27 protein-coding genes and 1 pseudogene are annotated in these 26,917 nt (G+C 74.0%); 13 read left to right on the top strand and 15 right to left on the bottom strand.

The genetic code is table 11. The features are described 5' to 3' along the window. From ACI6PP_RS05145 to ACI6PP_RS05125, 5 genes and pseudogenes are all read left to right on the top strand, one after another. Positions 1 to 786 (top strand): annotated as a pseudogene (locus ACI6PP_RS05145) (exodeoxyribonuclease V subunit beta); the annotation flags it as partial. Next, positions 783 to 2,660 (top strand): exodeoxyribonuclease V subunit alpha, encoded by a 1,878-nt coding sequence (gene recD, locus ACI6PP_RS05140; protein WP_421109686.1) that lies wholly within the window; start codon positions 783 to 785, stop codon positions 2,658 to 2,660. The pseudogene ACI6PP_RS05145 and the gene recD, both read left to right, overlap by 4 nt. A 94-nt stretch (positions 2,661 to 2,754) precedes the next feature. After that, the gene (locus tag ACI6PP_RS05135) at positions 2,755 to 3,690 is read left to right on the top strand and encodes an esterase/lipase family protein (protein ID WP_421109685.1); all 936 of its coding nucleotides are present in this window, start codon (positions 2,755 to 2,757) and stop codon (positions 3,688 to 3,690) included. 2 nt (positions 3,691 to 3,692) lie between these two features. Beyond that, positions 3,693 to 4,196, top strand: coding sequence for a P-loop nucleotide/nucleoside kinase family protein (locus ACI6PP_RS05130; RefSeq protein WP_421109683.1), 504 nt, complete (start codon positions 3,693 to 3,695; stop codon positions 4,194 to 4,196). A 212-nt stretch (positions 4,197 to 4,408) separates the two neighbouring features. Continuing rightward, on the top strand, positions 4,409 to 5,098 hold the full coding sequence (locus ACI6PP_RS05125; protein WP_421109681.1) for a cutinase family protein: 690 nt from the start codon (positions 4,409 to 4,411) through the stop codon (positions 5,096 to 5,098). 85 nt (positions 5,099 to 5,183) lie between these two features. Here the strand turns inward: ACI6PP_RS05125 and ACI6PP_RS05120 are convergent, their stop codons facing one another. Genes ACI6PP_RS05120 through glgX form a run of 6 tightly spaced genes read right to left on the bottom strand, consistent with a single transcriptional unit; the run spans position 5,184 to position 12,959 of the window. Further along, positions 5,184 to 6,278, bottom strand: coding sequence for a hypothetical protein (locus tag ACI6PP_RS05120; RefSeq protein WP_421109679.1), 1,095 nt, complete (start codon positions 6,276 to 6,278; stop codon positions 5,184 to 5,186). Beyond that, positions 6,275 to 6,478: a hypothetical protein gene (locus ACI6PP_RS05115; protein WP_421109678.1), complete on the bottom strand. Its 204-nt coding sequence runs from the start codon at positions 6,476 to 6,478 to the stop codon at positions 6,275 to 6,277. Before ACI6PP_RS05115 ends, ACI6PP_RS05120 begins: the two co-directional genes overlap by 4 nt. Positions 6,479 to 6,514: 36 nt before the next feature. Then, positions 6,515 to 6,679 (bottom strand): hypothetical protein, encoded by a 165-nt coding sequence (locus ACI6PP_RS05110; protein WP_421109676.1) that lies wholly within the window; start codon positions 6,677 to 6,679, stop codon positions 6,515 to 6,517. Positions 6,680 to 6,719: 40 nt separating this feature from the next. Continuing rightward, positions 6,720 to 8,486, bottom strand: coding sequence for a malto-oligosyltrehalose trehalohydrolase (gene treZ / locus ACI6PP_RS05105; RefSeq protein WP_421109674.1), 1,767 nt, complete (start codon positions 8,484 to 8,486; stop codon positions 6,720 to 6,722). Then, positions 8,483 to 10,870: a malto-oligosyltrehalose synthase gene (gene treY, locus ACI6PP_RS05100; RefSeq protein WP_421109672.1), complete on the bottom strand. Its 2,388-nt coding sequence runs from the start codon at positions 10,868 to 10,870 to the stop codon at positions 8,483 to 8,485. The genes treZ and treY overlap by 4 nt, the downstream gene beginning before the upstream one ends. Beyond that, entirely contained in the window at positions 10,863 to 12,959 is a 2,097-nt protein-coding gene (gene glgX, locus ACI6PP_RS05095; RefSeq protein WP_421109671.1) for a glycogen debranching protein GlgX, read from the bottom strand. The genes treY and glgX overlap by 8 nt, the downstream gene beginning before the upstream one ends. 161 nt (positions 12,960 to 13,120) lie before the next feature. Between glgX and ACI6PP_RS05090 the strand changes: the two genes are divergently transcribed. Continuing rightward, positions 13,121 to 14,095, top strand: a complete 975-nt coding sequence (locus tag ACI6PP_RS05090; protein WP_421109670.1) for an LLM class flavin-dependent oxidoreductase — start codon at positions 13,121 to 13,123, stop codon at positions 14,093 to 14,095. A 193-nt stretch (positions 14,096 to 14,288) separates the two neighbouring features. Next, on the top strand, positions 14,289 to 15,779 hold the full coding sequence (locus tag ACI6PP_RS05085) for a CYTH and CHAD domain-containing protein (protein ID WP_421109668.1): 1,491 nt from the start codon (positions 14,289 to 14,291) through the stop codon (positions 15,777 to 15,779). A 72-nt stretch (positions 15,780 to 15,851) separates the two neighbouring features. Here the strand turns inward: ACI6PP_RS05085 and ACI6PP_RS05080 are convergent, their stop codons facing one another. Continuing rightward, positions 15,852 to 16,421, bottom strand: coding sequence for a GNAT family N-acetyltransferase (locus ACI6PP_RS05080; protein ID WP_421109666.1), 570 nt, complete (start codon positions 16,419 to 16,421; stop codon positions 15,852 to 15,854). Positions 16,422 to 16,511: 90 nt separating this feature from the next. Between ACI6PP_RS05080 and ACI6PP_RS05075 the strand changes: the two genes are divergently transcribed. Beyond that, positions 16,512 to 17,768, top strand: coding sequence for an MFS transporter (locus ACI6PP_RS05075; RefSeq protein WP_421109665.1), 1,257 nt, complete (start codon positions 16,512 to 16,514; stop codon positions 17,766 to 17,768). Positions 17,769 to 17,770: 2 nt separating this feature from the next. On the opposite strand, the gene ACI6PP_RS05070 is transcribed toward ACI6PP_RS05075, so the two are convergent. Next, the gene (locus ACI6PP_RS05070; protein WP_421109663.1) at positions 17,771 to 17,974 is read right to left on the bottom strand and encodes a hypothetical protein; all 204 of its coding nucleotides are present in this window, start codon (positions 17,972 to 17,974) and stop codon (positions 17,771 to 17,773) included. A 212-nt stretch (positions 17,975 to 18,186) separates the two neighbouring features. On the opposite strand from ACI6PP_RS05070, the gene ACI6PP_RS05065 reads away from it, so the two are divergent. Further along, positions 18,187 to 19,614 (top strand): helix-turn-helix domain-containing protein, encoded by a 1,428-nt coding sequence (locus tag ACI6PP_RS05065; protein ID WP_421109662.1) that lies wholly within the window; start codon positions 18,187 to 18,189, stop codon positions 19,612 to 19,614. Between the two features lie 46 nt (positions 19,615 to 19,660). Here ACI6PP_RS05065 and ACI6PP_RS05060 read toward each other — a convergent pair whose 3' ends face one another. Next, positions 19,661 to 19,813 carry a hypothetical protein gene (locus ACI6PP_RS05060; protein ID WP_421109660.1) on the bottom strand — a complete coding sequence of 51 codons (153 nt, stop codon included), beginning with the start codon at positions 19,811 to 19,813 and terminating at the stop codon, positions 19,661 to 19,663. Between the two features lie 258 nt (positions 19,814 to 20,071). On the opposite strand from ACI6PP_RS05060, the gene ACI6PP_RS05055 reads away from it, so the two are divergent. Continuing rightward, the gene (locus ACI6PP_RS05055; RefSeq protein WP_421109659.1) at positions 20,072 to 21,463 is read left to right on the top strand and encodes a helix-turn-helix domain-containing protein; all 1,392 of its coding nucleotides are present in this window, start codon (positions 20,072 to 20,074) and stop codon (positions 21,461 to 21,463) included. A 4-nt stretch (positions 21,464 to 21,467) separates the two neighbouring features. On the opposite strand, the gene ACI6PP_RS05050 is transcribed toward ACI6PP_RS05055, so the two are convergent. From ACI6PP_RS05050 to ACI6PP_RS05030, 5 genes are all read right to left on the bottom strand, one after another. Beyond that, positions 21,468 to 21,605, bottom strand: a complete 138-nt coding sequence (locus tag ACI6PP_RS05050) for a hypothetical protein (protein ID WP_421109657.1) — start codon at positions 21,603 to 21,605, stop codon at positions 21,468 to 21,470. Between the two features lie 155 nt (positions 21,606 to 21,760). Further along, positions 21,761 to 22,162, bottom strand: a complete 402-nt coding sequence (arfB, locus tag ACI6PP_RS05045) for an alternative ribosome rescue aminoacyl-tRNA hydrolase ArfB (RefSeq protein ID WP_421109656.1) — start codon at positions 22,160 to 22,162, stop codon at positions 21,761 to 21,763. A 21-nt stretch (positions 22,163 to 22,183) separates the two neighbouring features. Then, positions 22,184 to 22,543 carry a fluoride efflux transporter FluC gene (locus tag ACI6PP_RS05040; protein WP_421109654.1) on the bottom strand — a complete coding sequence of 120 codons (360 nt, stop codon included), beginning with the start codon at positions 22,541 to 22,543 and terminating at the stop codon, positions 22,184 to 22,186. After that, the gene (locus ACI6PP_RS05035; protein ID WP_421109653.1) at positions 22,540 to 22,905 is read right to left on the bottom strand and encodes a FluC/FEX family fluoride channel; all 366 of its coding nucleotides are present in this window, start codon (positions 22,903 to 22,905) and stop codon (positions 22,540 to 22,542) included. The genes ACI6PP_RS05040 and ACI6PP_RS05035 overlap by 4 nt, the downstream gene beginning before the upstream one ends. Before the next feature lie 26 nt (positions 22,906 to 22,931). Then, positions 22,932 to 23,369, bottom strand: coding sequence for a CBS domain-containing protein (locus ACI6PP_RS05030; RefSeq protein ID WP_421109651.1), 438 nt, complete (start codon positions 23,367 to 23,369; stop codon positions 22,932 to 22,934). A 98-nt stretch (positions 23,370 to 23,467) separates the two neighbouring features. On the opposite strand from ACI6PP_RS05030, the gene ACI6PP_RS05025 reads away from it, so the two are divergent. Genes ACI6PP_RS05025 through ACI6PP_RS05015 form a run of 3 tightly spaced genes read left to right on the top strand, consistent with a single transcriptional unit; the run spans position 23,468 to position 25,949 of the window. Beyond that, a complete protein-coding gene (locus ACI6PP_RS05025; protein ID WP_421109649.1) occupies positions 23,468 to 24,175 on the top strand; it encodes a hypothetical protein in 708 nt (235 codons plus the stop codon). A gap of 32 nt (positions 24,176 to 24,207) precedes the next feature. Then, positions 24,208 to 24,735 (top strand): ArsR/SmtB family transcription factor, encoded by a 528-nt coding sequence (locus ACI6PP_RS05020; RefSeq protein WP_421109647.1) that lies wholly within the window; start codon positions 24,208 to 24,210, stop codon positions 24,733 to 24,735. Further along, positions 24,732 to 25,949: an MFS transporter gene (locus ACI6PP_RS05015; protein ID WP_421109645.1), complete on the top strand. Its 1,218-nt coding sequence runs from the start codon at positions 24,732 to 24,734 to the stop codon at positions 25,947 to 25,949. The genes ACI6PP_RS05020 and ACI6PP_RS05015 overlap by 4 nt, the downstream gene beginning before the upstream one ends. A 72-nt stretch (positions 25,950 to 26,021) precedes the next feature. Here the strand turns inward: ACI6PP_RS05015 and ACI6PP_RS05010 are convergent, their stop codons facing one another. Next, the gene (locus ACI6PP_RS05010) at positions 26,022 to 26,906 is read right to left on the bottom strand and encodes an inositol monophosphatase family protein (protein ID WP_421109643.1); all 885 of its coding nucleotides are present in this window, start codon (positions 26,904 to 26,906) and stop codon (positions 26,022 to 26,024) included. Positions 26,907 to 26,917: the final 11 nt, after the last annotated feature.

Below are 26,917 nucleotides of genomic sequence, written 5' to 3'. Positions count from 1 at the left end.
ACGCTCGTCCACGAGGTCTTCGAGACCGCCGACTTCACCACGCCCGACCTCGCCGCCCACCTCGTCGCCGAGGCGGCCGCCGCGGGAGCCGACCGGTTCCCGGGCGTCGGCTCCGTGGCGCTCGGCGAGTCGCTAGCCGCGCCGATCACCACGCCGCTCGGCCCGCTCGCACCCGGCCTCAGCCTGGCCCACGTCGGCCGCGCCGACCGGCTCGACGAGCTCGGCTTCGAGATGCCGATGGTCGGCGGCGACGTGCCCACGGGCGAGGCGACCGTGGGCCAGATCGCCGAGCTGCTGCGCCGCCACCTGCCCGCCGACGACCCGATGGCGGGCTACGCCGACGACCTCGAGGTGCCCGTCCTGCTCGAGCGCCGGCTCCGCGGCTTCCTCACCGGCAGCATCGACCTCGTGCTGCGGGTGCGCGACGACGCCGGCACCCCGCGCCACCTCGTCGTCGACTACAAGACCAACTGGGTCGGCAACCGCGACGAGCCGCTGACGTCGTGGCACTACCGACCCGAGGCCACCGCCCGCGCCATGCGCGACGCCCACTACCCGCTGCAGGCGCTGCTGTACTGCGTGGCGCTGCACCGCTTCCTGCGGTGGCGCCAGCCCGGCTACGACCCCGCGGTGCATCTCGGCGGCGTGCTCTACCTGTTCGTCCGCGGCATGTGCGGCCCGGACACCCCGCTCGTCGACGGCGTGCCGTGCGGCGTGTTCTCGTGGCAGCCGCCGGCGGCGCTCGTCGTCGCGCTGTCCGACCTGCTCGACCGGGGTGCCGCATGAGCCTGCTCGACGACCCGCACCACGTCCACCGCGCCCGCGGAGCCACCGGCGTCCTGGCCACCTTCAACGACGCCGGCGTGCTCGAAGCGGCCGACGTCCACGTCGCCCGGCGTCTCGAACGGCTCGGACCCGAGACCGACGAGGCGGTGCTGCTCGCCGTCGCGCTCGCCGTGCGGGCGGTGCGCCACGGGTCGGTGTGCCTCGAGCTGTCCACGGCGCAGGAGGTGACGGTGGTCGACGAGGTCGACGGCACCGCGTCCGGCACCGCCACCGACGACCTCCCGTGGCCCGACGTCGACGCGTGGCTCGCCGCCCTGCGCGCCAGCGTCCTGGTGGCAGACGGCCTCGACGGCCCTGCCGACCGTCCGCTGCGTCTCGTCGGCGGCGCCCTCTACCTCGACCGGTACTGGCGCCAGGAGCACGTGATCGCCGACGCCGTCGACTCCGCCGCCCTGCGCGAGCCGCCCGCGGTCGACGCCGCCCGGCTCGCCGAGGCCCGCGACCGGCTGTTCGACACGCAGGCCCCCGACCGCCAGCGGCTCGCCGCGGTGGTGGCCGCGCACCGCTGGGTCAGCGTGCTGGCCGGCGGCCCGGGCACCGGCAAGACCACCACCGTCGCGCGGCTCGTCGCGCTGCTGCAGGACCAGGCCGAGGTGCCGCTGCGGGTCGCGCTCGCCGCGCCCACCGCCAGCGCCGCCGCCCGGCTGCAGGAGTCGGTGGCCTACCAGGCCGAGCAGCTGCCCGAGCAGGACGCCGCCCACCTCGCCGGGCTGAGCGCGTCCACCCTGCACCGGCTGCTGGGGTGGCGGCCGGGCGCGCGCACCCGGTTCCGGCACGACCACGACAACCCGCTGCCGTTCGACCTCGTCGTGGTCGACGAGGCGTCCATGGTGGCGCTCACGATGATGTCGCGGCTCGTCGACGCACTGCGTCCCAGTACCCGCCTGGTGCTTGTCGGCGACCCCGACCAGCTCGCGTCGGTCGACGCCGGCGCCGTCCTGGGCGACCTCGTGCAGCGCCCAGCCCCGCCCGACGCCGCTCCGCCGGCCGGTCTCGACGCCCTGGTCGCCGCCGACATCGCCGGCCTCGACGACGCCGAGCGCTCCACCGCGATCTCGTCCGGCGTGGTGCGTCTGTCCACCGTCCACCGGCACTCCGGAACGATCCTCGACCTCGCCACGGCCATCCGGCTCGGCGACGTCGACGGCGCCCTCGCGGCCCTCGACCGCGGCGACGACGAGGTGGAGCTGCTCGACCCCGCGTCGGCCGAGGCCACCGACGACCTGCACCGCGACGTCGTCGGCGCCAACCGCGACCTCCTCGCCGCCGCGCGCGTCGGCGACGCCACCACGGCACTGGCCGCGCTCGGTCGGCACCGCCTGCTGTGCGCGCACCGCGACGGCCCGTGGGGCGTCTCGCACTGGACGGGCCAGGTGGAGCAGTGGCTCGCCGAGGCGCTGCCGGGCTACGCGCGCGACGGCTACTGGTACGTCGGCCGCCCGCTGATCGTCACCTCGAACGACTACCAGCTGCGCCTGTACAACGGCGACACCGGCGTCGTCGTCGAGCACGAGGGCCGGGTGGTGTCGGCGTTCCGCCGCGACGGCGGGTTCGTCCTGGTGCCCACCAGCCGGCTGTCCGACGTCCGCACCGTGCACGCCAGCTCGGTGCACAGCAGCCAGGGCGGCCAGTTCGAGCAGGTGACGCTCGTGCTGCCCACCCCCGACTCGCCCCTGCTGACCCGCGAGCTGCTCTACACGGCGGTCACTCGCGCGCAGAAGCACGTGCGGGTGATCGGCACGCCCGACGCCGTCGCCACCGCCGTCGAGCGCCCGATCGTCCGTGCGTCCGGGCTGCGCACCAGGCGCGCCTGACGCTCACCTGCCGCAGCCAGAGGTGCCAGGTCCTGCCACCCCGTCCGGGGCCCGGCTGGTTTGGAGCGGGTTACGCACGGGTAGTACGAGCGTCATGCGTCGCCTCGCCGTCCTCGCCTCCACCGCCGCCCTGCTGCTCGGCGCGCTCGTCACCGCCCCGGCGGCCACGGCCGAGACGCCGCCAGGCCCCGAGGGGCCGGCGCGGACCACGTTCCCGGCGGCGCTGCTGCACAGCCTCGCCCACCCCGGCGCCACCGCGCCCGGCACCAACGACTTCGCCTGCAGGCCGACCGACGCGCACCCGCGTCCGGTCGTGCTCGTGCACGGCACCTTCGAGAACGCCTACGACAACTGGGCCGAGCTGGCGCCGGCGCTGAAGGCCGACGGCTACTGCCTGTTCTCGCTGAACTACGGCGGCCAGGCGGGCACGGCGTTCCGCGGGCTCACCGACATCCCCGCGTCGGCCCGCGAGCTGGACACGTTCGTCGACGAGGTGCTCGCGGCCACCGGGGCGCAGAAGGTCGACGTCGTCGGGCACTCGCAGGGCGGGATGATGCCGCGGTACTACCTGAAGAACCTCGGGGGAGCCGAGCACGTCGGACGGCTCGTCGGCCTCAGCCCGTCGAACCACGGCACGACCGTCTTCGGCCTGCTGACGAGCATCGTCGCGCTGCCCGGCGGTGCACGGGCGGTGGGCCTGGCGTGCGAGGCGTGCGTGCAGCAGACCCAGGGCTCGGCGTTCAACCGGGCCCTGGACGCCGGCGGCGACACGGTGCCGGGCGTCGACTACACCGTGATCCAGACGAAGTTCGACGAGGTCGTCACGCCGTTCTCGAACGCGTTCCTCGACGGCGACCGCGTCGACAACGTGCTGCTTCAGGACGTGTGCCCGCTCGACGCGACCGACCACCTCGGCATCGCCTACGACCCGATCGCGATCCGCCTCGTGCGCAACGCCCTCGACCCGTCGACGGCGCAGGCGCCGAGCTGCACCTTCGTGCCGCCGGTGATCTCGAGCGAGCCCGCCTGATCGTGCACCTGTTCGTGCTCGTCCACGGCTGGCCGGCATCGGGCAAGAGCGCGGTGGCCGAGGCGCTCGCCACCGAGCTCGGACTGGCGCTGGTCGCCAAGGACGAGGTCAAGGAGGCACTCGTCGACGTCCTCGGACGACCCGTGACGGTGGCCGAGTCGCAGCGCCTGGGACGCGCGGCCGTCGCGGCCCAGCTGGCCGTCGCGCGTCGGAGCCCGGGAGCCGTGCTCGACAGCACCTTCCTCGACGACGCCCTGCCCGCCGTCCGCGCACTGCCCGGGCCGTTGGTGGAGGTGCACTGCGTCGCGCCGCTCGAGGTCGTCCGTGCGCGGTACCGGACTCGGGCAGCCGGTCGTCACCCCGGGCACCTGGACGACCTGCGCGAGGAGTCCGAGCTGTGGGGGAGCCCGTCCGAGCCGTTGGGGTTCTGCCCGGTGGTCGAGGTCGACACCACCCGCCCGCTCGACGTCGTCGCCCTCGCCGCGGCCGTCCGCGCCGCCGTCTGACCGCCCCTCCCTCCCGCCCGCCCACCCCAACAGGCACGCCGAGTGGCGCAAAACCCGTGCCGAGCGGCGCAAGGTCGGGGTCGACACGCGCCGAGCACCCCGAACTTGCGCCACTCGGCGGGGCGGGGCGGGGCGGGCGCGGGGGCGGATGGTCGGCCACCGTTCACCGTGGCGTGGGTTTGTCCGGTTCGGCGGGCGGGTATCCAGCGGCCATGCGCACCCACCTCACCGGTCTGAAGACCCTCGCCCTCGCCCTCGCCGCCGTCGCCGCGGCCGTCCCCACCACCCTGCTCGCCGCGCCGGCGTCGGCCGTGCCATCGTCCGACGACTGCGCGAGCGTCGTCGTCCTCGCCGCCCGTGGCACGGGGGAGGCGGCCGGAACGGGACGGATCGGGAGCCTCGCGGGCAGCATCGCGAACGGCTCGGCGGCCACCGTCCGCACGCAGGCGCTCGACTACCCGGCCAACCTCAACTACATCGCGAGCGTCAATGCCGGCTCCACCGAGACGCGCGAGGTGCTGGAGGGACTGGCCGAGCGCTGCCCGTCCACCCGCACCGTGCTCGTGGGCTGGTCGCAGGGTGCCCACGCCCTCGGCGACGCGCTCGACGCCCGCGGCACCCAGCTGTCCGCGGCCGCGGCCCGCAACGTCAAGGCCGTGGTGTTCTACGGCGACCCGTCGTTCCGCGCGGCCGAGGCGTTCACGCGCGGCACCCACACGTCCAAGAACGGGATCTTCGTGCGTCCGTCCGGGGACCTGTCCGGGTTCGCGACCCGCATCGCGTCGTACTGCGACACCGGTGACCGCTACTGCCAGGCCGGCGACAGCGACGTCCCCGTGCACAGCGGCTACTTCGCCCGCTACGACGGCGAGGCGACGTCGTTCGCGCTCGCGCGGCTCTGAGCCGGACGAACCACGGTGAGCGGTCGCGAACCACGGCAGATTCTCCGTGGTCCGCGTCCGATTACCAGGGTCTCCTGGTAATCGATCAGCCCGGCGTGCCCGCCCACGCCGACGGGTCGAGGCAGAACACCCAGCGCCGGCCGGGCCACTCGGTGGCGCACCAGACGCGGGTGCCGTCGGGGGAGGTGTCGAGGTCCTCGGGACCGGTGGGCAGGACGCCGCGGTGGCGGTGGAACGCGCCGGGCTCGCCGACCCACAGGTCGCCGGGGTTGCCCTCGCCGGCGCTCGCGGTGACGAACCAGCGTCCCTGGGCCACCGCCACGCCCTGCATCCGCGGCGGCTGGTCCTCGTGGAGGGCGAGCGGCTCGCACCTGCCGTCGTCGGTGCGCGGCAGGTGCGTGGAGGCGTCGAACGGGTACTGGACGAGCCGTGACGTCTGACCCTTGCGGCCGTACTCGCCCACCACCAGCTGGTCCTGGCCGTCGACGGGGCCGGCGGTGAGGAAGGAGTAGCGCAGCGACCTCGCTCCCGACGGACGCGAGGCGCGGAACGAGCCGGTCTGCGGCAGCACGTAGGTGTAGCCGTACGCGGTGAACCCGCCGAGCAGGCGGTGGCCGATCGTGCGGGTGCCGGCGCCGGCCCAGGGGAGCAGGGCGTCGACGGTGCGGCGGGGGATGCGCACGACGTCGTCCAGGTCGAACACGCGCACGCCGGCGTGGGTGTCGGCGACGTGCAGCATCCGGCCGTGCACGCTGATGCCGCCCGCGTGGACGGGCACGCGCCGCAGGCGCAGCCGTCCGAACCTCGAGCCGGTGTCGACGAGGAGCACGTGGCGGTAGCGCGGACGGGCGGCGTCGGTGCGGTCGACCACGGTGATGCGCGACCCGGGTGTGCGTCCCCAGCGGTCGCGGTGGGCGTACCAGCTGACGAGGAGCACGGACCGGTCGTCGTCGGTCACCGGGACGGTCACGCCCTGCGGGTACCAGCGCGGGTCGTCGTTGTCGCCGTCCTGCCAGGTGAACCCCTCGACGGCCGCCTCGCCCGGCACCTCGCACGGCACGGCGTCACGGTCGAGGTCGGCCAGCACGCCGCCGAGCCCCACGCGACCGAGCCGCCCCAGCAGACGCGCCAGGGTGGGCGTGCGGGGCGGCTCGGCGGTGAGGGTGAAGCCGGGGCTCACTCCTGCGGGTCCTCCGACTCGAGGTCCTCGGCCGAGCGCAGCTGCTCCTCGGGGACCAGGGACCCGTCGGTCATCTGCACCTGCGTCGAGTCGCCCGCCTCGGCGGCGTTCTCGGTGGTCTCGGGCAGGGAGTCGACGGCCATGGCGCGCTGGATGTCGGCCTCGGTGACGCCGCGGTCCTCGGACTGGTTCTCGCTCATCTGGCGTTCCTTCCTACGGGTGGCGCGACCTGACGGTCAGGCCGGGTCCTGGGTCTGCGTGCCGGCGGGCTCCTGCGGCTCGGTGCCCGGGCCGGTCGCCGGGGTGCCCGGCTCCTGCACGTCGTCGACGGGCGCACCGTCGGACGGGGCGTCCTGGACGCCGTGCTCGTCGGGCGTGGGGTCCTGCGGGGTCTCGGTCATGCCCCGACCGTATCGACCGCCGCCCACGACCACCGATCGGTCAGTCGACCGGCGTGAGGACCGCCGCCGACTCCGGCGGCAGCGTCACCGACGAGCCGTCCCAGCCCGTGCCGTCGGCGTCCCAGGCGAGGACGACGGCGCGCTCGCGCACCTCGTTCTCCCGCCCCTCGATCGCGCCGACGGCGAGCGTGGCCGGCGCGGAGCCGAGGTTGACGGCCACGACCGCGTCGCCCCGGTGGACGACGACCGTGCGCGCGTCCTCGTCGTGCTCGACGACGACGCGGTCCAGGCTCGGGTCGCCGAGGTCGGCGCTGCGGCGACGCAGCGCGATCAGCTCGGTGTAGAAGGCGAGCACCGCGGCGTGCGGCTCGGAGGACACCTCGTCCCAGTCCAGGCGCGAGTCGACCACCGTCTGCTCGGACTGCGGGTCGGGCACGTCCTCGGCGTCCCACCCGTGCGACGCGAACTCGCCGCGTCGGCCCTTGCGGACGGCCTCGGCGATCTCGGGGTCGGTGTGGTCGGTGAAGTACTGCCAGGGCGTGGACGCGCCCCACTCCTCGCCCATGAAGAGCATCGGCGTGGTGGCGGCGGTGAGCAGCAGCGCGGCGCCGCAGGCCAGCAGGCCCGGGCTCAGCGTGGCCGAGATGCGGTCGCCGGTCGCGCGGTTGCCCACCTGGTCGTGGGTCTGCAACGACGCGACGAAGCGCGAGCCCGGCGTGAGCGCGCGATCGACCGGACGGCCGTGGGTGCGGCGCCGGAACGTCGAGTACGTGCCGTCGTGCAGGAACACCGACTCCAGCACCTTGGTGAGCACGCCCGGCTCGGCGAAGTCGGCGTAGTAGCCCTGCGTCTCGCCGGTGAGGACGACGTGCAGCGCGTGGTGGACGTCGTCGGCCCACTGCGCGTCGAGCCCCATGCCGCCGCCCTCGCGGGGGGTGACGGTGAGGGGGTCGTTGCGATCGGACTCGGCGATCAGCGACAGCGGACGGCCGAGGCGCGCCGACAGCGAGCCCACCCGGGCACCGAGCTCCTCGAGCATGGGGATCGCGCGCTGGTCGAACAGGGCGTGGACGGCGTCGAGGCGCAGGCCGTCGACGTGGAAGTCGTCGAGCCACATCAGCGCGTTCTCGATGACGAAGCGGCGCACCTCGTCGCTGTCCTCGCCGTCGAGGTTCAGCGCCTGGCCCCACGGGGTGCCGTAGGCGTCGGTGAAGTACGGGCCCAGCTCGTGCAGGCGGTTGCCGCTCGGGCCGAGGTGGTTGTAGACCACGTCGAGCACGACGCCCAGCCCGCGGGCGTGGCACGCGTCGACGAAGCGGCAGAACGCCTCGGGACCGCCGTACGGCTCGTGCACCGCGTACAGGCCCACGCCGTCGTAGCCCCAGCCGTGACGGCCGGGGAAGGTCGCGATCGGCATCACCTCGACCAGGTCGACGCCGAGCGCGACCAGGTGGTCGAGCCGCTCGATCGCGGCGTCGAGGGTGCCGGCGTCGGTGAAGGTGCCGACGTGCATCTCGTAGACCACCGAGCCGGGCAGCGGGACGCCGCGCCACTGGTGGTCCTGCCAGTCGTACGTCGTGAGGTCGACGACCTCCGCGCGTCCGGCGGGGCCGTCGGGCAGACGACGGGCGCGCGGGTCGAACACCTCGTCCCCGCCGTCGAGCGCGAACGCGTAGCGGGTGCCGGTGGTGGCGTCGTGCTCGACCGACCACCAGCCGTCCTCGGCACGCTCCATCGCGACGACGTCGTCGGCGACGTGCAGCGCCACCGACTCCCGCGCCAGCGGTGCCCAGACCTCGAACCTCACGTGTCCTCCCGGACGAGCAGTGCGACGGGCCGCGAGGCCAGCAGCCGTTGGCAGGCGATCGAGCCGCCGTCGTAGGTGGCGCCGCCGAGCAGGTCGACCCAGCGGCCCACGGGCAGCTCGAGCGCCGACTCGCCCCAGCCGTCGCGACGCAGCGTCCACGCCCAGCGGGTGGCGACGACGGCCACCGCCTCGTCGCGCACGAAGCCCACCGCGTGGGTGGAGCCGGTGTCGAGCGCACGGTAGGTGGCGTCGGACCCGAACGAGCGCGGACGGTCGCGTCGCAGCCGCAGCGCCTGGGCGGTGACCCAGGTCTTCTCGTCGTCCAGGTCGGACGGGGCCTGCCCGCCGTCGAGGCGGGCGAGCCGCTCGCGGCGCAGGTCGTAGTCGACCGGTCGGCGGTTGTCGGGGTCGACGAGGGCGAGCTCGACGGCCTCGCAGCCCTGGTAGACGTCGGGGACGCCGGGCAGGGTCAGCTGCAGGAGCTTGGCGCCGAGGGTGGTGGCGCGGACGCCCTCGGCGAGGTCGCCCACCCAGTGGCCGATCGTCGCGCCGATGCCGTCGTCGCCGGCGACCAGGGCGCCGAGCTCGCGGACGCGGCGCTCGTAGTCCTCGTCGCCGTCGACCCACGCGGTGCGCTGCTTGGCCTCGCGGACGGCCTTGTCGAGGTAGCCGTCCAGCCGGTCGGTGCCGACCGGCCACACCGCGACCGCGGTCTGCAGCACGAAGTAGGCGGTGGGCTCGTCGACGCCGAGCCGGATCGCCTGCTCGCGCACCGGCGTCCAGATCGCCCGCCAGCCGTCGACGTCCTCGGCCGCGGCGAGCAGCCGGGCGCGGGCGTCCTCGCTGCGCTTGGTGTCGTGGGTGGAGAGCGTGGTCATGCCGTGCGGGTGCGTGGCGAGCTGCCGCGACGCCCACGTGTGCAGGGCGCGCGGGTCGGGGTCGTCCAGCGACAGCGGGTCGCCGCCCACCTCGTTGAGCGCCACGAGCCGGTGCCAGCGGTAGAACGTGGTGTCCTCGACGCCCTTGGCCATCGCGGGTCCGCACACCTGTCCGAAGCGGACGACGAGGTCGCGGGTGTCGGGGTCGGTGGACGTGCTGTCGAGCAGCAGGTCGCACAGCACGTCGAGGGTGTCGGTGAGGTCGGGCTCGGCGGCGGACGCGAGCTCGCGCAGGTGCGCGATCCGTCCACGGGCGAGGTCGTCGGCGGGCACGTCGAGGCGCAGGTAGGCGCGGTAGACCTCGGTCTGGACGAGCAGCGCGCGCAGGGCGGCGTCGACCTTCGCGGTCTCCAGCGGGGTGCCGGCGGCCTCGGACGCGGCGACGGCGCGACGCGTCAGGCGCTGCACCTCGGGCTGCAGGAGGTCGTCGAGGACGAGCGCCTTGGACTCGATCTCGACGGCGTGCAGGTCGGGGTCGGCGCCGTCCAGGCCGCGCCAGAGCTCGTCGATCTCGGCGCCGGTGGGCGGCGAGAACACGGTCTGGACGACCTTGGTCGCGTCGTAGCCGGTGGTGCCGGCGACGGCCCAGTCGGCGGGCAGCGGCTCGTCGCCCTCGAGGATCTTCTCGGCGACGACCCAGGCACCGTCGGTGGCCTCGGCGAGACGGGCGAAGTAGCCCTCGGGGTCGGCGAGGCCGTCGGGGTGGTCGATGCGGAAGCCGTCGACGACGCCGCGGCGGTGCAGGTCGACGAGCAGCGCGTGCGTCTCGTCGAAGACATTGTCGAGCTCGACGCGGACGGCGACGAGCGTGTCGACGTCGAAGAAGCGCCGGTAGCCCAGGACGTCGGCCTTCTGCCGCCACCCGGCGAGCAGGTAGTGCTGGCGATCGAGCACCTCGGCGACGCTGCCCTCGCCGGTGCCGGGCGCGACGGGGAAGACCTGGTCGTAGTAGCGGACGACGGGCGCGCCCTCGTGCTCGTCGATGCTCAGCAGGCCGGCCTCGAGGGTCTCGGCGAGCGGGTCGCCCAGCACGGGCAGGCCGATGCGTCCGTCGCAGAGATCCCAGTCGACGTCGAACCAGTGCGCGGTGGGCGACTCGCGGCCCAGCATCAGCGTCTGCCAGAGCGGCGCGTTCAGGTGCAGCGGCTCGGGCAGGGCCATGTGGTTGGGGACGACGTCGACGACGACGCCGAGCCCGTGCTCGTGGGCGCGCTCGGACAGCGCGACGAGCGCCTCCTCGCCGCCGAGGTCGGCCGAGACGCGGGTGTGGTCGACGACGTCGTAGCCGTGCATCGAGCCGGGCGCGGCCTGCAGCACGGGGGAGAGGTACAGGTGCGACACCCCGAGGTCGGCCAGGTACGGGACGACCGCCGCGGCGTCGGCGAGGTCGAAGTCGGCGTGCAGCTGGAGCCGGTAGGTGCCCGTCAGGGGCCGGACGTCAGCCACGGCGGAGCACCACGAACGAGCGGGCCACGACGGTCCACGCGGTGAGCGCCGCGACGGTGTCGGCGGTCTCGTCGACGGTGGGATCGGCGGTGTCGAGCACGGGTTGCCAGACCTTTCCGAACAGGCCGTCGGGCAGCGTCATGGCGACGTCGGCGTGGCCGGGGTTGAGGAGCAGCAGGAAGGAGTCGTCGGTGATGTCCTCGCCGCGCAGGCCAGGCTCGGTGATGCCCTCGCCGTCGAGGAACACCCCGAGCGCCTGCACGCGGTCGGTGGACCACTCGTCGCTCTTCATCACCTCGCCGGAGGAGTTGAGCCAGGCGATGTCGGCCACGCCGTTGTCGCCCTCCTCGCCGGTGAAGAAGCGGCGCCGCTGGAACACCGGGTGGCCGGCGCGCAGCGACATCAGGCGCTGGACGAACGCGAGCAGCTCGGTGTCGGTGTCGGCCCAGTCGATCCAGGAGAGCTCGTTGTCCTGGCAGTAGACGTTGTTGTTGCCGCGCTGGGTCCGGCCGAGCTCGTCGCCGTGCAGGATCATCGGCACGCCCTGGCTGAGCAGCAGGGTGGCGAAGAAGTTGCGCTGCTGACGCGCCCGGAGCTCCAGGACGGCGGGGTCGTCGGTCTCGCCCTCGGCACCGCAGTTCCACGAGCGGTTGTGGCTCTCGCCGTCGTTGCCGTCCTCGCCGTTGGCGTCGTTGTGCTTGTCGTTGTACGACACCAGGTCGTGCAGCGTGAAGCCGTCGTGCGCGGTGACGAAGTTGATCGACGCGTACGGGGCGCGTCCGTCGCTCTCGTAGAGGTCGCTCGACCCGGACAGCCGGGCCGCGAACTCGCCGAGCGAGCGGGGCTCGCCGCGCCAGTAGTCGCGGACGGTGTCGCGGTACTGCCCGTTCCACTCGGTCCAGCGGGGCGGGAAGTTGCCCACCTGGTAGCCGCCGGGACCGACGTCCCACGGCTCGGCGATCAGCTTGACCTGCGAGACCACCGGGTCCTGCTGGACGAGGTCGAAGAACGCGCTCAGGCGGTCGACCTCGTGGAACTGGCGGGCCAGGCTCGCGGCGAGGTCGAAGCGGAACCCGTCGACGTGCATCTCGGTGACCCAGTAGCGCAGCGAGTCCATGATCAGCTGCAGCACGTGCGGGTTGCGCATCAGCAGCGTGTTGCCGGTGCCGGTGGTGTCGTAGTAGTGCGCGCAGTCGTCGTCGACGAGGCGGTAGTACGACGCGTTGTCGATGCCGCGGAACCCGAGCGTCGGGCCGAGGTGGTTGCCCTCGGCGGTGTGGTTGTAGACCACGTCGAGGATGACCTCGATGTCCGCGCGGTGCAGCTCGCGCACCATCGCCTTGAACTCCAGCACCTGCTGGCCGCGCTGGCCCGACGAGCTGTAGACGTTGTGGGGCGCGAAGAAGCCGATGGTGTTGTAGCCCCAGTAGTTGCTCAGGCCCTTCTCCATCAGCGTGGAGTCGTTGACGAACTGGTGCACCGGCATCAGCTCGATCGCGGTGACGCCGAGGCTCTGGAGGTGCTCGATGACGACGGGGTGCGCGATCGCCGCGTAGGTGCCGCGGATCTCCTCGGGCACGCCCGGGTGCGTCATCGTCATGCCCTTGACGTGGGCCTCGTAGACCACCGTCTCGTGGTACGGCGTGCGCGGCGGACGGTCGTCCTGCCAGTCGAAGAACGGGTTGACGACCACCGAGCGCATGGTGTGCGCGGCGGAGTCCTCGGTGTTGCGCTTGGTGCGGTCCTTGAAGTCGTACGAGAAGCACGCCGGCGCCCAGTCGATCGCGCCGTCGAGCGCCTTGGCGTAGGGGTCGATCAGCAGCTTGCTGGGGTCGCAGCGGATGCCCTCGGCGGGCGCGTAGCGTCCGTGGACGCGGTAGCCGTAGCGCTGGCCGGGCCCCACCCGCGGCAGGTAGACGTGCCACACCAGCGCGTCGCGCTCGGACAGGGCGATGCGCTCCTCGGTGCCGTCGCCGTCGAACAGGCACAGCTCGACGCCCTCGGCCACCTCGGAGAACAACGCGAAGTTGGTTCCGGCGCCGTCGTACGTCGCGCCCAGGGGGTACGGGGTACCGGGCCAGACCTCCATCGTGCTCCTCATCGCTCGGTGTGCGCGTGGTGGTCCAGACGACCGGTGCTCTGGCACATCGTAGGAGGGGGCGGGGGTGGCCAGCACCTCGGACGAGGGTGGCCTGCGTCGCAGGGAGGCCTCCCGGTGCGACACGCCCGGGATGTGTACGATCCCTCGCCATGAGCGAGGTCGTGCCCGAGGACGGTCCGGACCTGTCGGTGGGGGTCGTGCTGCCACGCGACCTCCCCGCGGAGCAGCTGGTCGGCTTCGGTCGACGCGTCGAGGCGCTCGGCTTCGACGAGCTGTGGGTCGTCGAGGACGCCGGGTTCCGCGGCGGCGTCGCACAGGCGGCCACCGTCCTCGCGTCGACCACCACGCTGCGCGTCGGCCTGGGCATCCTCCCGGCGGCGGCCCGCAACGCCGCCTTCGCCGCGATGGAGGTCGCGACGCTCGCCGAGCTGTTCCCGGGCCGCGTCGACGTGGGCATCGGCCACGGCATGCCCGCCTGGATGTCGCAGGTGGGGGCGTCGACGTCCAGCCCGCTCGGCCTGCTCGAGGAGCACCTGGCGGCCGTCCGCACGATCCTGCACGGCAAGAAGGCCGACGTCGCCGGCGACCACGTCAGCCTCGACGGGTTCGCGCTCGAGCTGCCCCCGACGCACGTGCCGCGCGTGCTCGCCGGCGTGCGCGGCCCCCGCTCGCTGGCGGTGGCCGGGCGCGTGGCCGACGGCACCGTGCTCGCCGAGCCGGTGACGCCCGAGTACCTGCGCGCCGCACGCGCCGCCATCGGCGCCACCGGCCCGCACCGCCTCGTCGCCTACAACCTCGCGGTCGTCGACCACGACGCCGACGCTGCACGCGACGCCGTCCGTCCCGCGCTCGCCGTGGTGGGCGAGCCCGACTGGGCGCCGCACGTCGACCCGCTCCCGTTCGCCTCCGACCTGCGGGCGCTGCGCGACCGCTCGCCCGACGCCGAGGCGTTCGCGGCCGGGCTCCCCGCCGCCTGGGTCGACCAGCTGGCCGTCGTCGGCACGCCCGACCAGGCCCGCGCCCGCATCGCCGACCTCCACGACGCCGGCGCGTCCAGCGTGGTGCTCGTCCCCGTCGGCGACGACGCCGATCTCGCCGTGGCGAAGCTCGCCGAAGCCCTCTGAGACGCCCGGCATCCCGCCTGGCTGCGTTGCGCCGGGCTCGACGAGCGAACCCAGCTCGCCGTCGCCCGTCGCGCCTGGCCAGCCGGGCGCCGGACGCCTCAGAGGCGCTCGCTGACGCCCGGCGTCCCGCCTCGCGCTCCACCCGCCCTCCGTCGTCGGGCCCCGTTCACCCGTCTCTGGCAGGGTCCTGGGCATGACGGTCCTGCACGAGGTCGAGCGCACCTACGACGTCGACGAGACCACGGCGGTGCCGCCGCTGGTCGGCGGGCTCGTCGCCGACGTGGGGCCGTCGGTCACCACCGAGCTCACCACCGCCTACCTCGACACCGAGACCTACGCGCTCGCGAGGGCGGGGGTGTCGCTGCGGCGGCGGCTCGGCGGCGACGACGCGGGCTGGCACCTCAAGCTCGCGGTCGACACCGACTCCCGCACCGAGCTGCAGCGGCCGGCCGGCCGCACCCGACGCGTCCCCGCCCCGCTGGCCCGGCTCGTCGCCGGCCTCACCGCGGGCGCGCCGCTCGTCGGGGTCGCCGACCTGCGCACCACCCGCACCACCCGTCGCCTCCTCGGCGCCGACGGCGAGGTGCTCGCGGTCGTCTGCGACGACACCGTGGTGGTGGACCTCCCCGGAGGAGACACGCACCCGGGGTGGCGCGAGATCGAGGTCGAGCTGGTCGACGGCGGTCCGGACGTGCTCGACGACGTCGAGGCCTCCCTCGCGGTCGCCGGCATCGTGCGGTCGACGTCGTCGTCCAAGATCCGCCGGGCGCTGGGCGTCCCGGACGAGCCCGCGCCGCCGTCGTCCGGGCTGCGTCGGCGGACCGCCGGCGCCCACCTGCACGCGTACCTGCTGGAGCACCGGGACGTCCTCGTGCGGGCCGACCTCGGGCACCGCGTGGCCGGCGAGAGCGTCCACGACGTGCGGGTCGCGTCCCGTCGCCTCCGTGCGGCGCTGACGGTCTACCGCCCGCTGCTCGACGAGGACCGCGCCCGCCACCTGCAGGCCGAGCTCCGTTGGCTGGGCCAGGAGCTCGGCGACCTGCGTGACGTGGAGGTGGCGCGCAAGTCGGTCGTGGCCGCGCTCGACGCCGAGCCCGACGCGCTCGCCACCGGTCCTGCCCGTCTGCTGGCCCGCGAGCACCTGGACGACGCCGAGGCCACGGCGCGCGACCGCGCCCGACGGGCGCTGGACTCCCGCCGTCACGCCGCCCTGCTCGCCGGGCTCGAGCAGCTGCTCGTCGACCCGCCCTGGACGTCGCTCGCCCGCCGCAGGGCCGCCGACGAGCTCGGACGCCTGTGCCGCAAGCCGCGGCGACGCCTGCGCCGGGCCGTGCGCGACGCCGGACGCGTCCTCACCCAGGCCGAGCACGAGGAGGCGCTGCACCACGTCCGCAAGTCGGCCAAGCGACTGCGGTACGCCCTGGAGGTGCTGCTCCCGGCCGAGCCGGGGGTGCGACGCGTGGTGCGCCGGTCCAAGGGCCTCCAGACCGTCCTCGGCGACCACCTCGACGCCCGGCGGGCCGGACGCTGGTTCCGTCACCTCGGCCACGCCGGCACCGCCGACGCGGCCTTCGTCCTCGGGCGGGTGCACGCCCGCACCGAGAGCGACGACACCCGCGTCGAGCGCGACTTCCACCGCGCCGCGAGGCGTCTGCTCACCGACAAGCGCCTGCGGAGGCTCTGAGCGCCCGACCACCCGCGTCGACCTCCGGCTCCGTCGGCAGGGTGCGGGCCCGGGAGGCGACTCGGCCGGAGGTCAACGGGCTCCGGGCGGCGAGGTCGGGACCCAGAAGCGGAGCTTGGGCGGCACGCCGGGGGCGGTGCGGACGTCCTCGAGCACCCCGCCGTTGGCCTCGATCACCCGACGTGACGCGACGTTGGGCTCGTCGCAGGTGACGAGGACCGGGTCGAGGCCGAGGCGGTGGGCGACCGGCAGGGCGGCGGCGAGCATCGCGGTGGCGTGACCGCGTCGCCTGGCCGACGGGCGGACGTCGTACCCGACGTGCCCGCCCCACTCCCGCAGCCACGTCGAGAGCCGGTGCCGCACCTGGATGCGTCCCAGGTACTCGGAGCCGTCGACCCACCACAGCGTGGTGCTCGGCACGATGCCCGGCGGACGGGTCTCGTCCTCGACCGCGTCGGCCACCAGGTGCGCGACGTAGTCGGCGAAGCCGTCGGGCGTGCGCCACCGCTCGACCTGGGCCGCCAGGTCGCGGTCGGGGGAGGCGTGGTCGTACGGCTGCCGTCGACCCTCGTCGAGGTACTCCTGCGCGGACACGAGGAACGACGCGTGGACGTCCACCGTCGGCGTCACCAGTGCGGGCACGTCAGCAGTGTCCCTCCACCGGGCGGTCCCGGCTCCTCCCGGGCGCGGGGCGACTGGCGCGGTGGGCGTGCGGCCCGCCATGATCTGGCGATGAGCACCGAGCAGACCGCATCGACCACCGGACGCGTCCCGGCCTCGCACGGCTGGGCGGTGGCCCTGTGCTGGCTGGCCGTGGCCTTCGACGGGTTCGACCTCGTCGTCCTCGGAGCCGTCATCCCGACGCTGATCGAGACCGGCGACCTCGGGTTCGACCCGGCGTCCGCGACGCTCGCCGCGACCGTCGGCCTGGTCGGCGTCGGCCTGGGCGCCCTGTCGATCGGGCCCCTCACCGACCGCTTCGGCCGCCGCCGGACGCTGATCGCCTGCGTCGCGAGCTTCTCTCTGTTCACCCTGCTCATCGCGGTGGCCCCGACGCTCGAGGTCTTCGTCGCGCTGCGCTTCCTCGCCGGTCTCGGCCTGGGCGGGTGCCTGCCGATCGCGCTCGCCTTCATGAGCGAGGCCTCGCCCGACGGACGCGCCGGCGCAGCCGTCACCCGCACCATGACCGGCTACCACGTCGGCGCCGTCCTGACGGCCCTGCTCGCCCTGCTCCTGGTGCAGGAGCTCGGCCTGGACTGGCGCTCGCTGTTCGTCGTCGGCGGGGTGGCGGGCCTGGTGTCGGTGCCGCTGATGTGGGCGAGGCTGCCCGAGTCCGAGGCGTACCTGCGGGCGCGCGAGGCCGGGGCGGCGGGCACCCAGGTGGCCAGCGCACCCGTGGCGGCCCTGCTGCGCGGGCGCTACCTGCGGATCAGCATCGGCCTGTGGGTGGCGTCGTTCATGGGGCTGCTGCTCGTCTACGGCCTGAACACCTGGCTGCCGACGATCATGAGGGCCGCCGGCTACGAGGTGGGTGCGTCCCTCGGCCTGCTGCTCGTGCTCAACGTCGGCGCGGTCGCCGGGCTGGTCGTCGGCGGCCGGGTCTCCGACGCCCGCGGCAACAAGCCCAGCGTGCTCGCGTGGTTCGCGCTCGCCGCGGTCTTCCTGGCCGCGCTCAGCATCCGCCTGGAGTCCCAGGTGCTGCTGTACGTCGCGGTCTTCGTCACGGGGTTCTTCGTCTTCAGCGCGCAGGTGCTCGTCTACGCGTTCGTCGGCCAGCTCTACCCTACGGACGCCCGGGGAACGGCACTCGGCTTCGCGTCCGGCGTGGGGCGCCTCGGCGCCATCCTCGGCCCGTCCATCACCGGTGTGCTCGTCACCGCCGGCATCGAGTACCCGTGGGGCTTCTACGTGTTCTCGCTGGCCGCGGTGCTCGCCGTGGTGGCGCTGTCGTTCGTGCCCGCCGAGCGGCCGGCGTCCGAGACGCTCTGACCTCACGCACCGCGCAGCAGGGTGGTGACGGCCTCGCGGAACTCCTCGGTGCGGTCGTCGTGGCAGCCGCTCAGGCACACCGCGCCCGGGTCGTCGTCGTGGTCGACCACCCCGGCGGGCTGGCCCTCCAGCAGGCCCGCCGAGTAGCGCACGGTGGCCAGCGCGCCGCACAGCGGGCAGGTGATCTCGGACTCGCGGACGTCCATCGGTCCTCCGTCTGGCAGCAGGTGGGAGCACCACGCTACTGGCCGGAGCCGGACGGGGCTCGACACGCCCGACCCGGACGGACCACCACAGACTCTCCCCAGGCTCCCCATTGTTGAGTACCCTGTCGACGGGAGCGAGACGGTTGGCGCCGTCTCCGGGGGCCGCCCGTCCGGTGGACGTGGTCGGCATGGCAGGAAGGCAGGTGGCGAGGGTGGCTGACGTCGAGGCCCTGGGAGGCCGCATCAGGCAGCTGCGCCGCGAGCGCGGCCTGTCCCAGCGCGAGCTGGGCGGCGACGAGCTCTCGCCCAGCTACGTGTCGCTCGTCGAGGCCGGCAAGCGGCGTCCGAGCGCCGAGGCCGTCGCCCTCATGGCCGAGCGCCTCGGCACGTCCCCGCGCGGTCTCACCGAGGACCTCGACGGCGAGGTGCTGCCCCGCACGCGCGCCGAGGTCGACCTCGACCTCAAGTGGGCCCGCATCGCCATCCGCGCCGGCAACCCGGCGTCGGCGGAGAAGTACGCGCGCCTCGTGCTGGACGACGTCGGCGTCGACGAGTCCGAGCGGCTCGACGCCCTGTCGCTGCTGGCCGCCGCCACCGAGGGCCAGGGCGACCTGGTCGGCGCCATCGCCATCGGCGAGGACCTCGCCACTCAGCTCGACCCCGACGTCACCCGCGAGCTGTGGCTCTCCACCCAGGTCATGCTGCTGCGCTGCTACAAGGACGCTGGCGACATGGACCTCGCCATCGACCTCGGTGAGCGCGCCATGCGCCTCATCGGCCCGACCGTGCGCGAGGAGGAGATGATGCTGACGGTGTCGCTCGCCGACGCCTACGCCGCGCGCGGCGACCTCACGCGCGCCAGCATGCTGCTCCAGAACGTCACGCGCCGGGCCGAGGACACCGGCTCCCTGCAGGTGCGGGGCGGCGCCCTGTGGAACGCGAGCCTGGTCGCCGCCGACGACGGCCGCATCGACGACGCCGTCCGGTTGTCCGAGCAGGCGCTCGCGGTGTTCTCCGAGAGCGACGCCGTGCGCAACCTCGCCCGGCTGCACGCCAGCTGCGGCGTCGTCCAGCTCGAGCTGGCCTCGCCCGACGGCGTCGACCGCGCCCGCGAGCACTTCCAGGCCGCCGTCGACGGTCTCGACCTCGAGGGCACCACCGGGGAGCGTGCCAGGATCCTGGTCCACCTCGCCCAGTGCGACGTCGCCGCCGGCGACGTCGACGCCGCCGACCTCCGCCTCGCCGAGGCGCACCAGCTGCTCGACGAGATCGGCGAGTCCGCGGTGTCGGCCCGGGCCACGGCGCACCTCGTGCAGGCCCACGTGCTGGTGCTGCGCGGCCGCGCCGCCGAGGCCATGACGCTGGCCCGCGAGGCCGCGGTGGCCACCGACCGCGTCGACACCCGCCGTGAGGCGTCCCGCACGTGGCGCGCCGTGGCCGAGCTCGCCCGCCAGGTCGGCGACGTCGAGCTCCGCATGGAGGCCCTCGAGGCCTCCGTGGACGCCGCAGGCGTGCGCGCCGCCCAGGGCGGCATCGTGCCGGGCGCCCGACCCGCGTCCCCGACCCGCGAGACCGACCGGGCCGACCGGGCCGACCGGGCCGACGAGCGGAGCCCCGGGGTCACCCTCAGCCTGCGCTGAGCGGTCGTCGCCGAGCGGCCCCCGTCCCGAGACGGGAGGCCGTGGCTCAGCAGCAGCCCCAGCGGCCCCCGGCGATGTCCTTCACGACGGTGTTGCCGCCGCCGTTGGAGGCGGTGGACGAGCCGATGCTGGCCGGGGCGACGCCGAGCACGGCGGTGGCGGCGAGGACGGTCAGGACGGTGGTGAAGCGCTTCGACATGGCAGTTCTCCCTCATATGACGGATGGAATGACCTGAGTCAAAGAGGTTTGACCACATTCGTCAACGGGAACGACCCCTCCGCCCCGTCTGTTCTCGGACGGTTTGAGGAGATCTGCTGCGAAATGACGAGTCACATTTCTCGTGACAACCCCCCGCCACGACCCCTCGGAGTGCGTATCGTGGATCGACAGAGCGGTGGGAGGTGCGCGGGGACGGGGTCCGCGTCCGAGGCCTCCGCGACGGAGGGAGAACGGCTCATGCCGGACGTGACAGGACTCGGCAACCGGGTCAGGGAGCTGCGCGTGGCCCGGGGGATGTCCCAGGGCGCGCTGGGTGGGGCGGACTACACCGCCTCCTACGTCTCGTTGATCGAGGCCGGCAAGCGTCATCCCACCCTCGACACGCTGCTCGTGCTCGCCGAGAGGCTGGGCACCACCGTCGACGACCTCACCGGTGGCACCGCCGACGCTGCCGCCGAGCGGGCGGCGCGGTCGCGCGCCGAGGTCGACCTCGACCTGAAGTGGGCCCGCATCGCGATCCGCGCCGGCAACCCCGCCTCGGCCGAGAAGTACGCCCGCATCGTCCTCGACGACTCCCTGCTCGGCGAGTCCGAGCGGCTCGAGGCGCTCGCGCTCCTGGCCGCCGCCACCGAGGGGCAGGGGCGCGTCGAGGAGGCCATCGAGATCCTGGAGGGCCTCCAGGCCGCGCTCGACCCCGACGAGACCCGTGAGCTGTGGCTGAGCGTGCAGTCGATGCTGCTGCGGTGCTACAAGCAGTGCGGCGACCTCGACCACGCGGTGTCGCTCGGCGAGCGGGCGCTGGCGGCGTTCGGCGCGGAGTTCCGCGACGAGGAGAACATGATCGTGATCTCGCTCGCGCAGGCCTACAGCGACCGAGGCGACCTGACGCGGGCGCGGATGCTGCTGACCAACGTCATCAGCCGGGCCGCGTCCAGCGGGTCCCTGCGGTCCCGCGGTGGTGCGCTGTGGAACTCGAGCATGGTCGCGGCCGAGCAGGGCCGGATGGCCGACGCCCTTGCACTGAGCGAGCAGGCCCTGGCCGTCCTGGGCGAGAGCGAGGCCACGCGCAACCTGGGCATGCTGCACGCGAACTGCGGGTTCCTGATGCTCGAGGACGGCTCCGGCGGCGGCGTCGCGGACGCCCGCACGCACTTCGAGGCGGCCCTGAGCGCGATGCAGGACGAGGCCTCGCAGGCCGAGCGGTGCAGGGTGGAGCTCGACCTCGCGCGCTGCGACCTCCTGGACGGCGACGTGGACCGGGCCGAGACCCGCATCATCGACGTCAGGGCCAGCCTCCACGACGCGGACGACGGCGTCGCGATCGACCTCGCGTTCGCCGACCTCGTCCAGGCCCACGTCCTGGTCGCACGAGGCCACGCCGAGGAGGGCCTGGAGATGGCGCGCCTCGCGGCCGAGGCCACCGAGCGGGACGACGTCCCGCGTGAGGCGTCCCGCACGTGGATGACGGTCGCGGACCTCGCCGCGCAGATCGGCGACACCGACCTGCAGGTCGAGGCGCTGCGGCGCTCGGTCAGGGCGGCGGGCGTCCGCCCGACACGGGTCGTGCACGCCACGGCGGACACGCAGTCGAGCCGGCGATCCCCCTCGCCGCGGGTGCTCAGTCCCTAGTCGCTCAGCAGCAGCCGTACTTGCCGCGGGCGATGTCGACCGAGCCACCGTCGGACGCGGCGTTCGCGGTCAGCGAGGCCGGAGCCGCCAGGACGAGGGTCGCGGCGAGGACGGTCAGGGTGGTCGCGATGCGCTTGGTCATGGTGGTTCTCCCTCAGAATGACTGCTGATGTTGTGACTAGAGTCAAAGATCAGGGACACCGACCGTCAAACGCAATGGGGCGAGTTAGTCAATTTTGGTCACGGACCCGTCGCGGCGCCTGGTCCGAACGGACGAAGCGGGACGAGTCGCCCTGATCAGTCCGGCGGGCGCCTGAGGCGCTTGGTCTCGCCGCGGCGTGTCTTGGAGTCCAGGCGTCGCCGCTGCGAGCCCTTGGTCGGACGGGTGGGCCGGCGGTGGCGCGACGGCCGGACCGCGTCGGCGACCAGGGCCTCCAGCCGGGCGCGCGCGGCCTCGCGGTTGCGCAGCTGCGAGCGGTGCTCCTCCGCGGTCACGACGAGCACGCCGTCGACCAGGCGTCCGCCCAGACGCGTCGTCGCCCGGTCCCGCTCGGCGTCGGACAGCACGCTGCTGCTGGCGAGGTCCCAGCGGATCTCCACGCGCGAGTCGGTCGTGTTGACCGACTGACCTCCCGGGCCGGACGAGCGCGAGAAGCGCCAGCTCAGCTCGGCGTCGGGGATGCGGGTCGGGGGCGGCACCGGTCCAGCATGGACGTTCGGTCAGCCCGTCGCGAGGACCAACCCGCCCCAAGCGCCCGCCACGCCCACGACCAGGGAGAGCCCCAGGTTCGCGGCCGCGGACACCACCGCGCGTCGCTCGACGGCCGCCCACAGCTCGAGCGCCAGCGTCGACCAGGTGGTGAAGGCCCCACAGAAGCCGGTGCCGAGCAGCACCTCCCAGGACGGGCCGAGCCCGGAGCCGACGACGAGACCGAGCGCGAACGAGCCCAGGACGTTCACCGTCAGGATCCCCACGGGCATCCCGCGCGGACGGCCCCAGGCCCTCGTCAGCGCGACGTCGAGCAGGTAGCGGGCCGGGGCGCCGACCACGCCGCCGGCGAGCACCAGCAGGGCCGTCACGTCCCGTCCCTCGCGGGGACGAGCCGACGGGCGACCAGCACGCCCACGGCGACGGCGAGGACGGCCGCGACGGGCGTGGCCACCAGGTGGACGAGCGCGTCGCCGGCGTCGCCGTCCACCAGCGGGCGGGCGACGTCCACCGTGTACGCCGAGAAGGTCGTGTAGCCGCCGAGGAAGCCCACGGCGAGCAGCGGACGGGCCCAGCGTCCGGGCATCCGTCGCTCGAGCGCGACCACGAGGGCGCCCATCACCAGGCACCCGAGCACGTTGGTGACCAGCGTCGGCCAGGGCGAGGCCCAGCGTGCGAGTGCCCCGAGGGCGCCGCCGAGGGCCACGAGCGCGACGGTCGTCCTGGTGCTCACCGCGTCATGGTGCCACCGACCCGGGCTCAGCCGCCCGCGACGTACCCGCTGAGCTGGTCGCGCTCGAACTCCAGCTCGCCCATGCGGTACTTGACCGCGTCGCCGATCGAGAGCACCCCCGTGATCTGGCCGTCGTCGACGACCGGCACGTGGCGCACCCGGTGCTCGGTCATCACGCTCATCAGCGAGGAGAACGAGTCCGAGGACGTGCACGTGTACACGTCGGCACCGGCCGTCATGATCGAGGCGACGCTCTGCTCGTTCGGCGACTCGACGTGGCGCAGCTTGCGCACCACGTCGCGCTCGGAGACCACGCCGGCCAGCGACGTGCCGTCCTCGCTCACCACCAGGGCACCGACGTCGTGGGCCGCGAACGTGTCGAGGAGCTCGGCGACGGTCGCGTCCGGCGCGATCGTGTAGACGGCGGTGCTGCCCTTGGACGTCAGGACGTCGCTCACGCGCATGGTTCCTCCAGTGGGTGGGTCGTGCCGTGATGGTAGGGCCGTCGGACCCGTCGCGGCCAGAGTCGGACGGACGATCCCGCTCCTGGCAGACTCGGGGCATGCCGGTCGCCGTGATGGGGTGGATCACGGTGGTGCTCGGGATCGACGCCACCGGCACGATCTGGACCCAGCGACTGCTCGGCGTCCTGACCTGGCTGGCCCTCGCGCTGGCGCTGCGGCGCGAGACGCCGCTCGTGCGGGCCCAGGTGCTCGTCGTCGTGGTGTTCGCGACGGCCGTGGAGTACACGTTCTCGCCGTTCCTCGAGGTGTACACCTACCGGTTCGACAACGTCCCCCTCTACGTCCCTCCGGGCCACGGACTGGTGTACCTCGCGGCGCTCGGGGTGGGGCGCACGCTGTGGGTGCGGCGGCACCAGGTGCGGCTCGCCTGGACGGTCGTGGCGGTCGGGGGCGCCTGGGCGCTGTGGGGCCTGGTGGGCACCGACCGCGTGGACGCGCTGGGCGCGTTCTGGTTCGCGTGCCTGGTGGGCTTCCTGCTGTGGGGCCCCAACCGCGGGCTCTACGTGGGGGCGTTCCTCGTCGTGTCGTACCTCGAGATCGTCGGCACGGCAGTGGGCACCTGGGAGTGGCAGCCGTACGACCCCACGGGGATCGTCCCGATCGGCAACCCGCCGTCCGGGGCCGCCGGGGGATACGGCTGGTTCGACCTCGCCGCGCTGCTGCTGGCGCCGCGCCTGCTGGCGCTCTGGTACCGCGGCCGCACCCCGGCGTCCGAGTCCGAGGGTGACCCCCAAAGAACTGCTTGACGGTTGGTCGTCCGCGGGCGCAGACTCGGCGCATGGCTGACGACGTCGCGTCCCTGCGGGCGCTCGCGCACCCCGTGCGGCTCCAGATCCTCTCGCTGCTCACCGGCGCCGAGCTGAGCGCCGCCGAGGTCGCCCGCGAGCTGGGCATCACGCAGGCCAACGCGTCGTACCACCTGCGCACGCTCGCCGCCGCCGGCCAGGTGGTCGTGGCGGGCACCGAGACGATCCGGGGCGGCACGGCCAAGCGCTACCGGCACCCGTGGGACGCCGCCACGCCGCTGCGGCCCGTCGAGGACGACGACTTCCCGCTGTACCTCCAGGCGCTCGCCGCCGAGATGGTGCGTCGCGGTGCGCTGCGGACGCCCGGCAGGACGAGCTCGACCGACGCCGACCTGTGGGTCGAGCCCGAGGTGTGGGCCGAGGTGATGGAGCAGGTCGACGCCGCCGCGTCCCGCCTGCACGCCGCGGCACGCCCGCCGCGGACGGACGGCACCGTCCGCGTGAACATGACCGCCGCGCTCTTCGCGATGCGCGACGTCGTGCCGGGGGAGCAGGCGTGACCACCGTCCCCGCACCGCTGCGGATCGCGGCGTTCCGCTGGTTCTTCGCCGCGCGCACCGCCTCGTTCCTCGGCTCGTCGATGGTGCCGGTGGCGCTCGCGTTCGCCGTGCTGGACATCTCCGCCTCGGCGTCCGCGCTCGGCATCGTGCTCGCCGCGCGCAGCATCCCGATGGCCGCGTTCATGCTCGTCGGCGGCGTGGTCTCCGACCGGCTCTCGCGCAGCCAGGTGCTGGTGGTGTCGAACCTGCTCACCGGGCTGACGCAGGGCGTCGCCGCCTGGCTGCTCATCAGCGGGCACGCCGAGGTCTGGAGCCTCGCGGTGGTCGAGGCCGTCAACGGCACCGTCGCGGCGTTCACGTTCCCGGCCACCAACTCGGTGGTGCCGATGATCGTCGAGCGGTCCGACCTGCAGCAGGCCAACGCCGTCCTCGGGTTCTCGCGCCACGGCACCTACATCCTCGGACCGAGCGTGGCCGCGCTGCTGGTGGTCTCGGTCGGCTCGGGGTGGGCGATCGCCGTGGACGCGGTGTCGTTCCTCGTCGCGGCGGCGTGCACGACGCGGTTGCGGCTGCCCCGGGCGTCCACCGGCCCGGCGGAGTCGATGCTCGCCGACCTCCGCGAGGGCTGGTCGGCCTTCACCGGCCTGACGTGGGTCTGGGTGGTCGTCGCCGCGTTCGGCGTGATGAACATGCTCGAGTCGATCGGCTTCCTGACGCTCGGCCCGGTGGTCGCGCGCGACACCGTCGGCGAGCGGGCGTGGGGGCTCTCGCTGAGCGTCGAGGCCGTGGGGTTCCTGCTCATGTCCGTGGTGCTGCTCAAGGTGACCCTGCGCCACCCGCTGCGTATCGGGATGGTCGCGGTCTCGGCGATGGTGCTCCCGATGGCCGTCCTCGGCCTGGCCCCGTCGGTCTGGCTGCTCGTCGCGGTCTCGCTGGTGTCGGGCGCCGGCATCGAGGTGTTCAGCATCGGCTGGTCCACCGCGATGCAGGAGCACGTGCCCAACGAGGTGCTGAGCCGCGTGACGTCCTACGACGCGCTCGGCTCGTTCGTCGCGATCCCGGCGGGCCAGCTCCTGGCCGGGCCGCTCGCCGCGCTCTTCGGCGAGCGCGCGGTGATGGTCGGCTGCTCGGTGGCGCTCGTCGTGGTGGTCGGTCTCGCGCTGTGCTCGCGCTCGGTGCGCGACCTCGAGCACGCGCCCGTCCACGCCCCCTGATCCCGGAGCTGTCGGTGCCTCACAGGGCCATGGGCCTGTGAGGCACCGACAGCTCCCGGGATCAGGGGCGCGTCAGGAGTCGCGGCGGCGCGACGCGAGGTCGTGGACGTTGTCGGCGCGGGGGGTGCGGGGCGGCTGCCAGCCGGCCTCGGAGTCGTCGGGGAAGTGCCCGAGGTAGGCCATCGCCGCCTCGTGCAGGTGGGTGTTGGACGCGAGCGCGTTGGCGCCCCACGGCCCCGGGCGCCCGTCCAGCCCGGTGAACGTGCCGCCGGCCTCGCGGACGATCACGTCCAGCGCGGCCATGTCCCACACGTTGAGCTCGGGCTCGGCGGCGACGTCGACGGCGCCCTCGGCGAGCAGCATGTACGACCAGAAGTCGCCGTAGCCGCGGGTGCGCCAGCAGCGCCGCGTCATCGCGGTGAACTCCTGCAGCCGCCCGATCTCCTCCCAGCCGCCGAGCGAGGCGTACGAGAACGACGCGTCCTCGAGCCGGTCGACCTGCGAGACCCGGCAGGCGCGCGCCGACATCAGCGACTTGCCCGTCCAGGCGCCGCCGCCGGCCGAGGCCCACCAGCGTCGTCCGAGCGCGGGTGCCGACACGCACGACGCGACGACCTCGCCCTCCTCGGCGATCGCGATCAGGGTCGCCCAGACGGGGACGCCGCGGACGTAGTTGGACGTGCCGTCGATCGGGTCGACGATCCACGTGCGGTTGCCCTCGACCGAGCCCTGCTGCTCGCCCTGCTCCTCGCCGAGGACGGCGTCGCGGGTGCGGGCGCTCTTGAGCGTGCGCCGGATGGCCTCCTCGACGGCCTGGTCGGCCTGCGTCACCCACGTCGTGTCGGGCTTGGTGGAGACCTGGAGGTCGGCCGAGAGGAAGTGCTCCATCGAGATCGCATCGGCGTTGTCGGCGAGCACGTGCGCGAGGCGGAGGTCGTCGGTGTGCGAGTGCGCCATGGCCACAGGCT

This window comes from Solicola agrisoli (assembly GCF_049059935.1).
Taxonomy (GTDB): domain Bacteria; phylum Actinomycetota; class Actinomycetes; order Propionibacteriales; family Nocardioidaceae; genus JAURVT01.
This window is presented reverse-complemented; position numbering and strand designations above follow the sequence as displayed.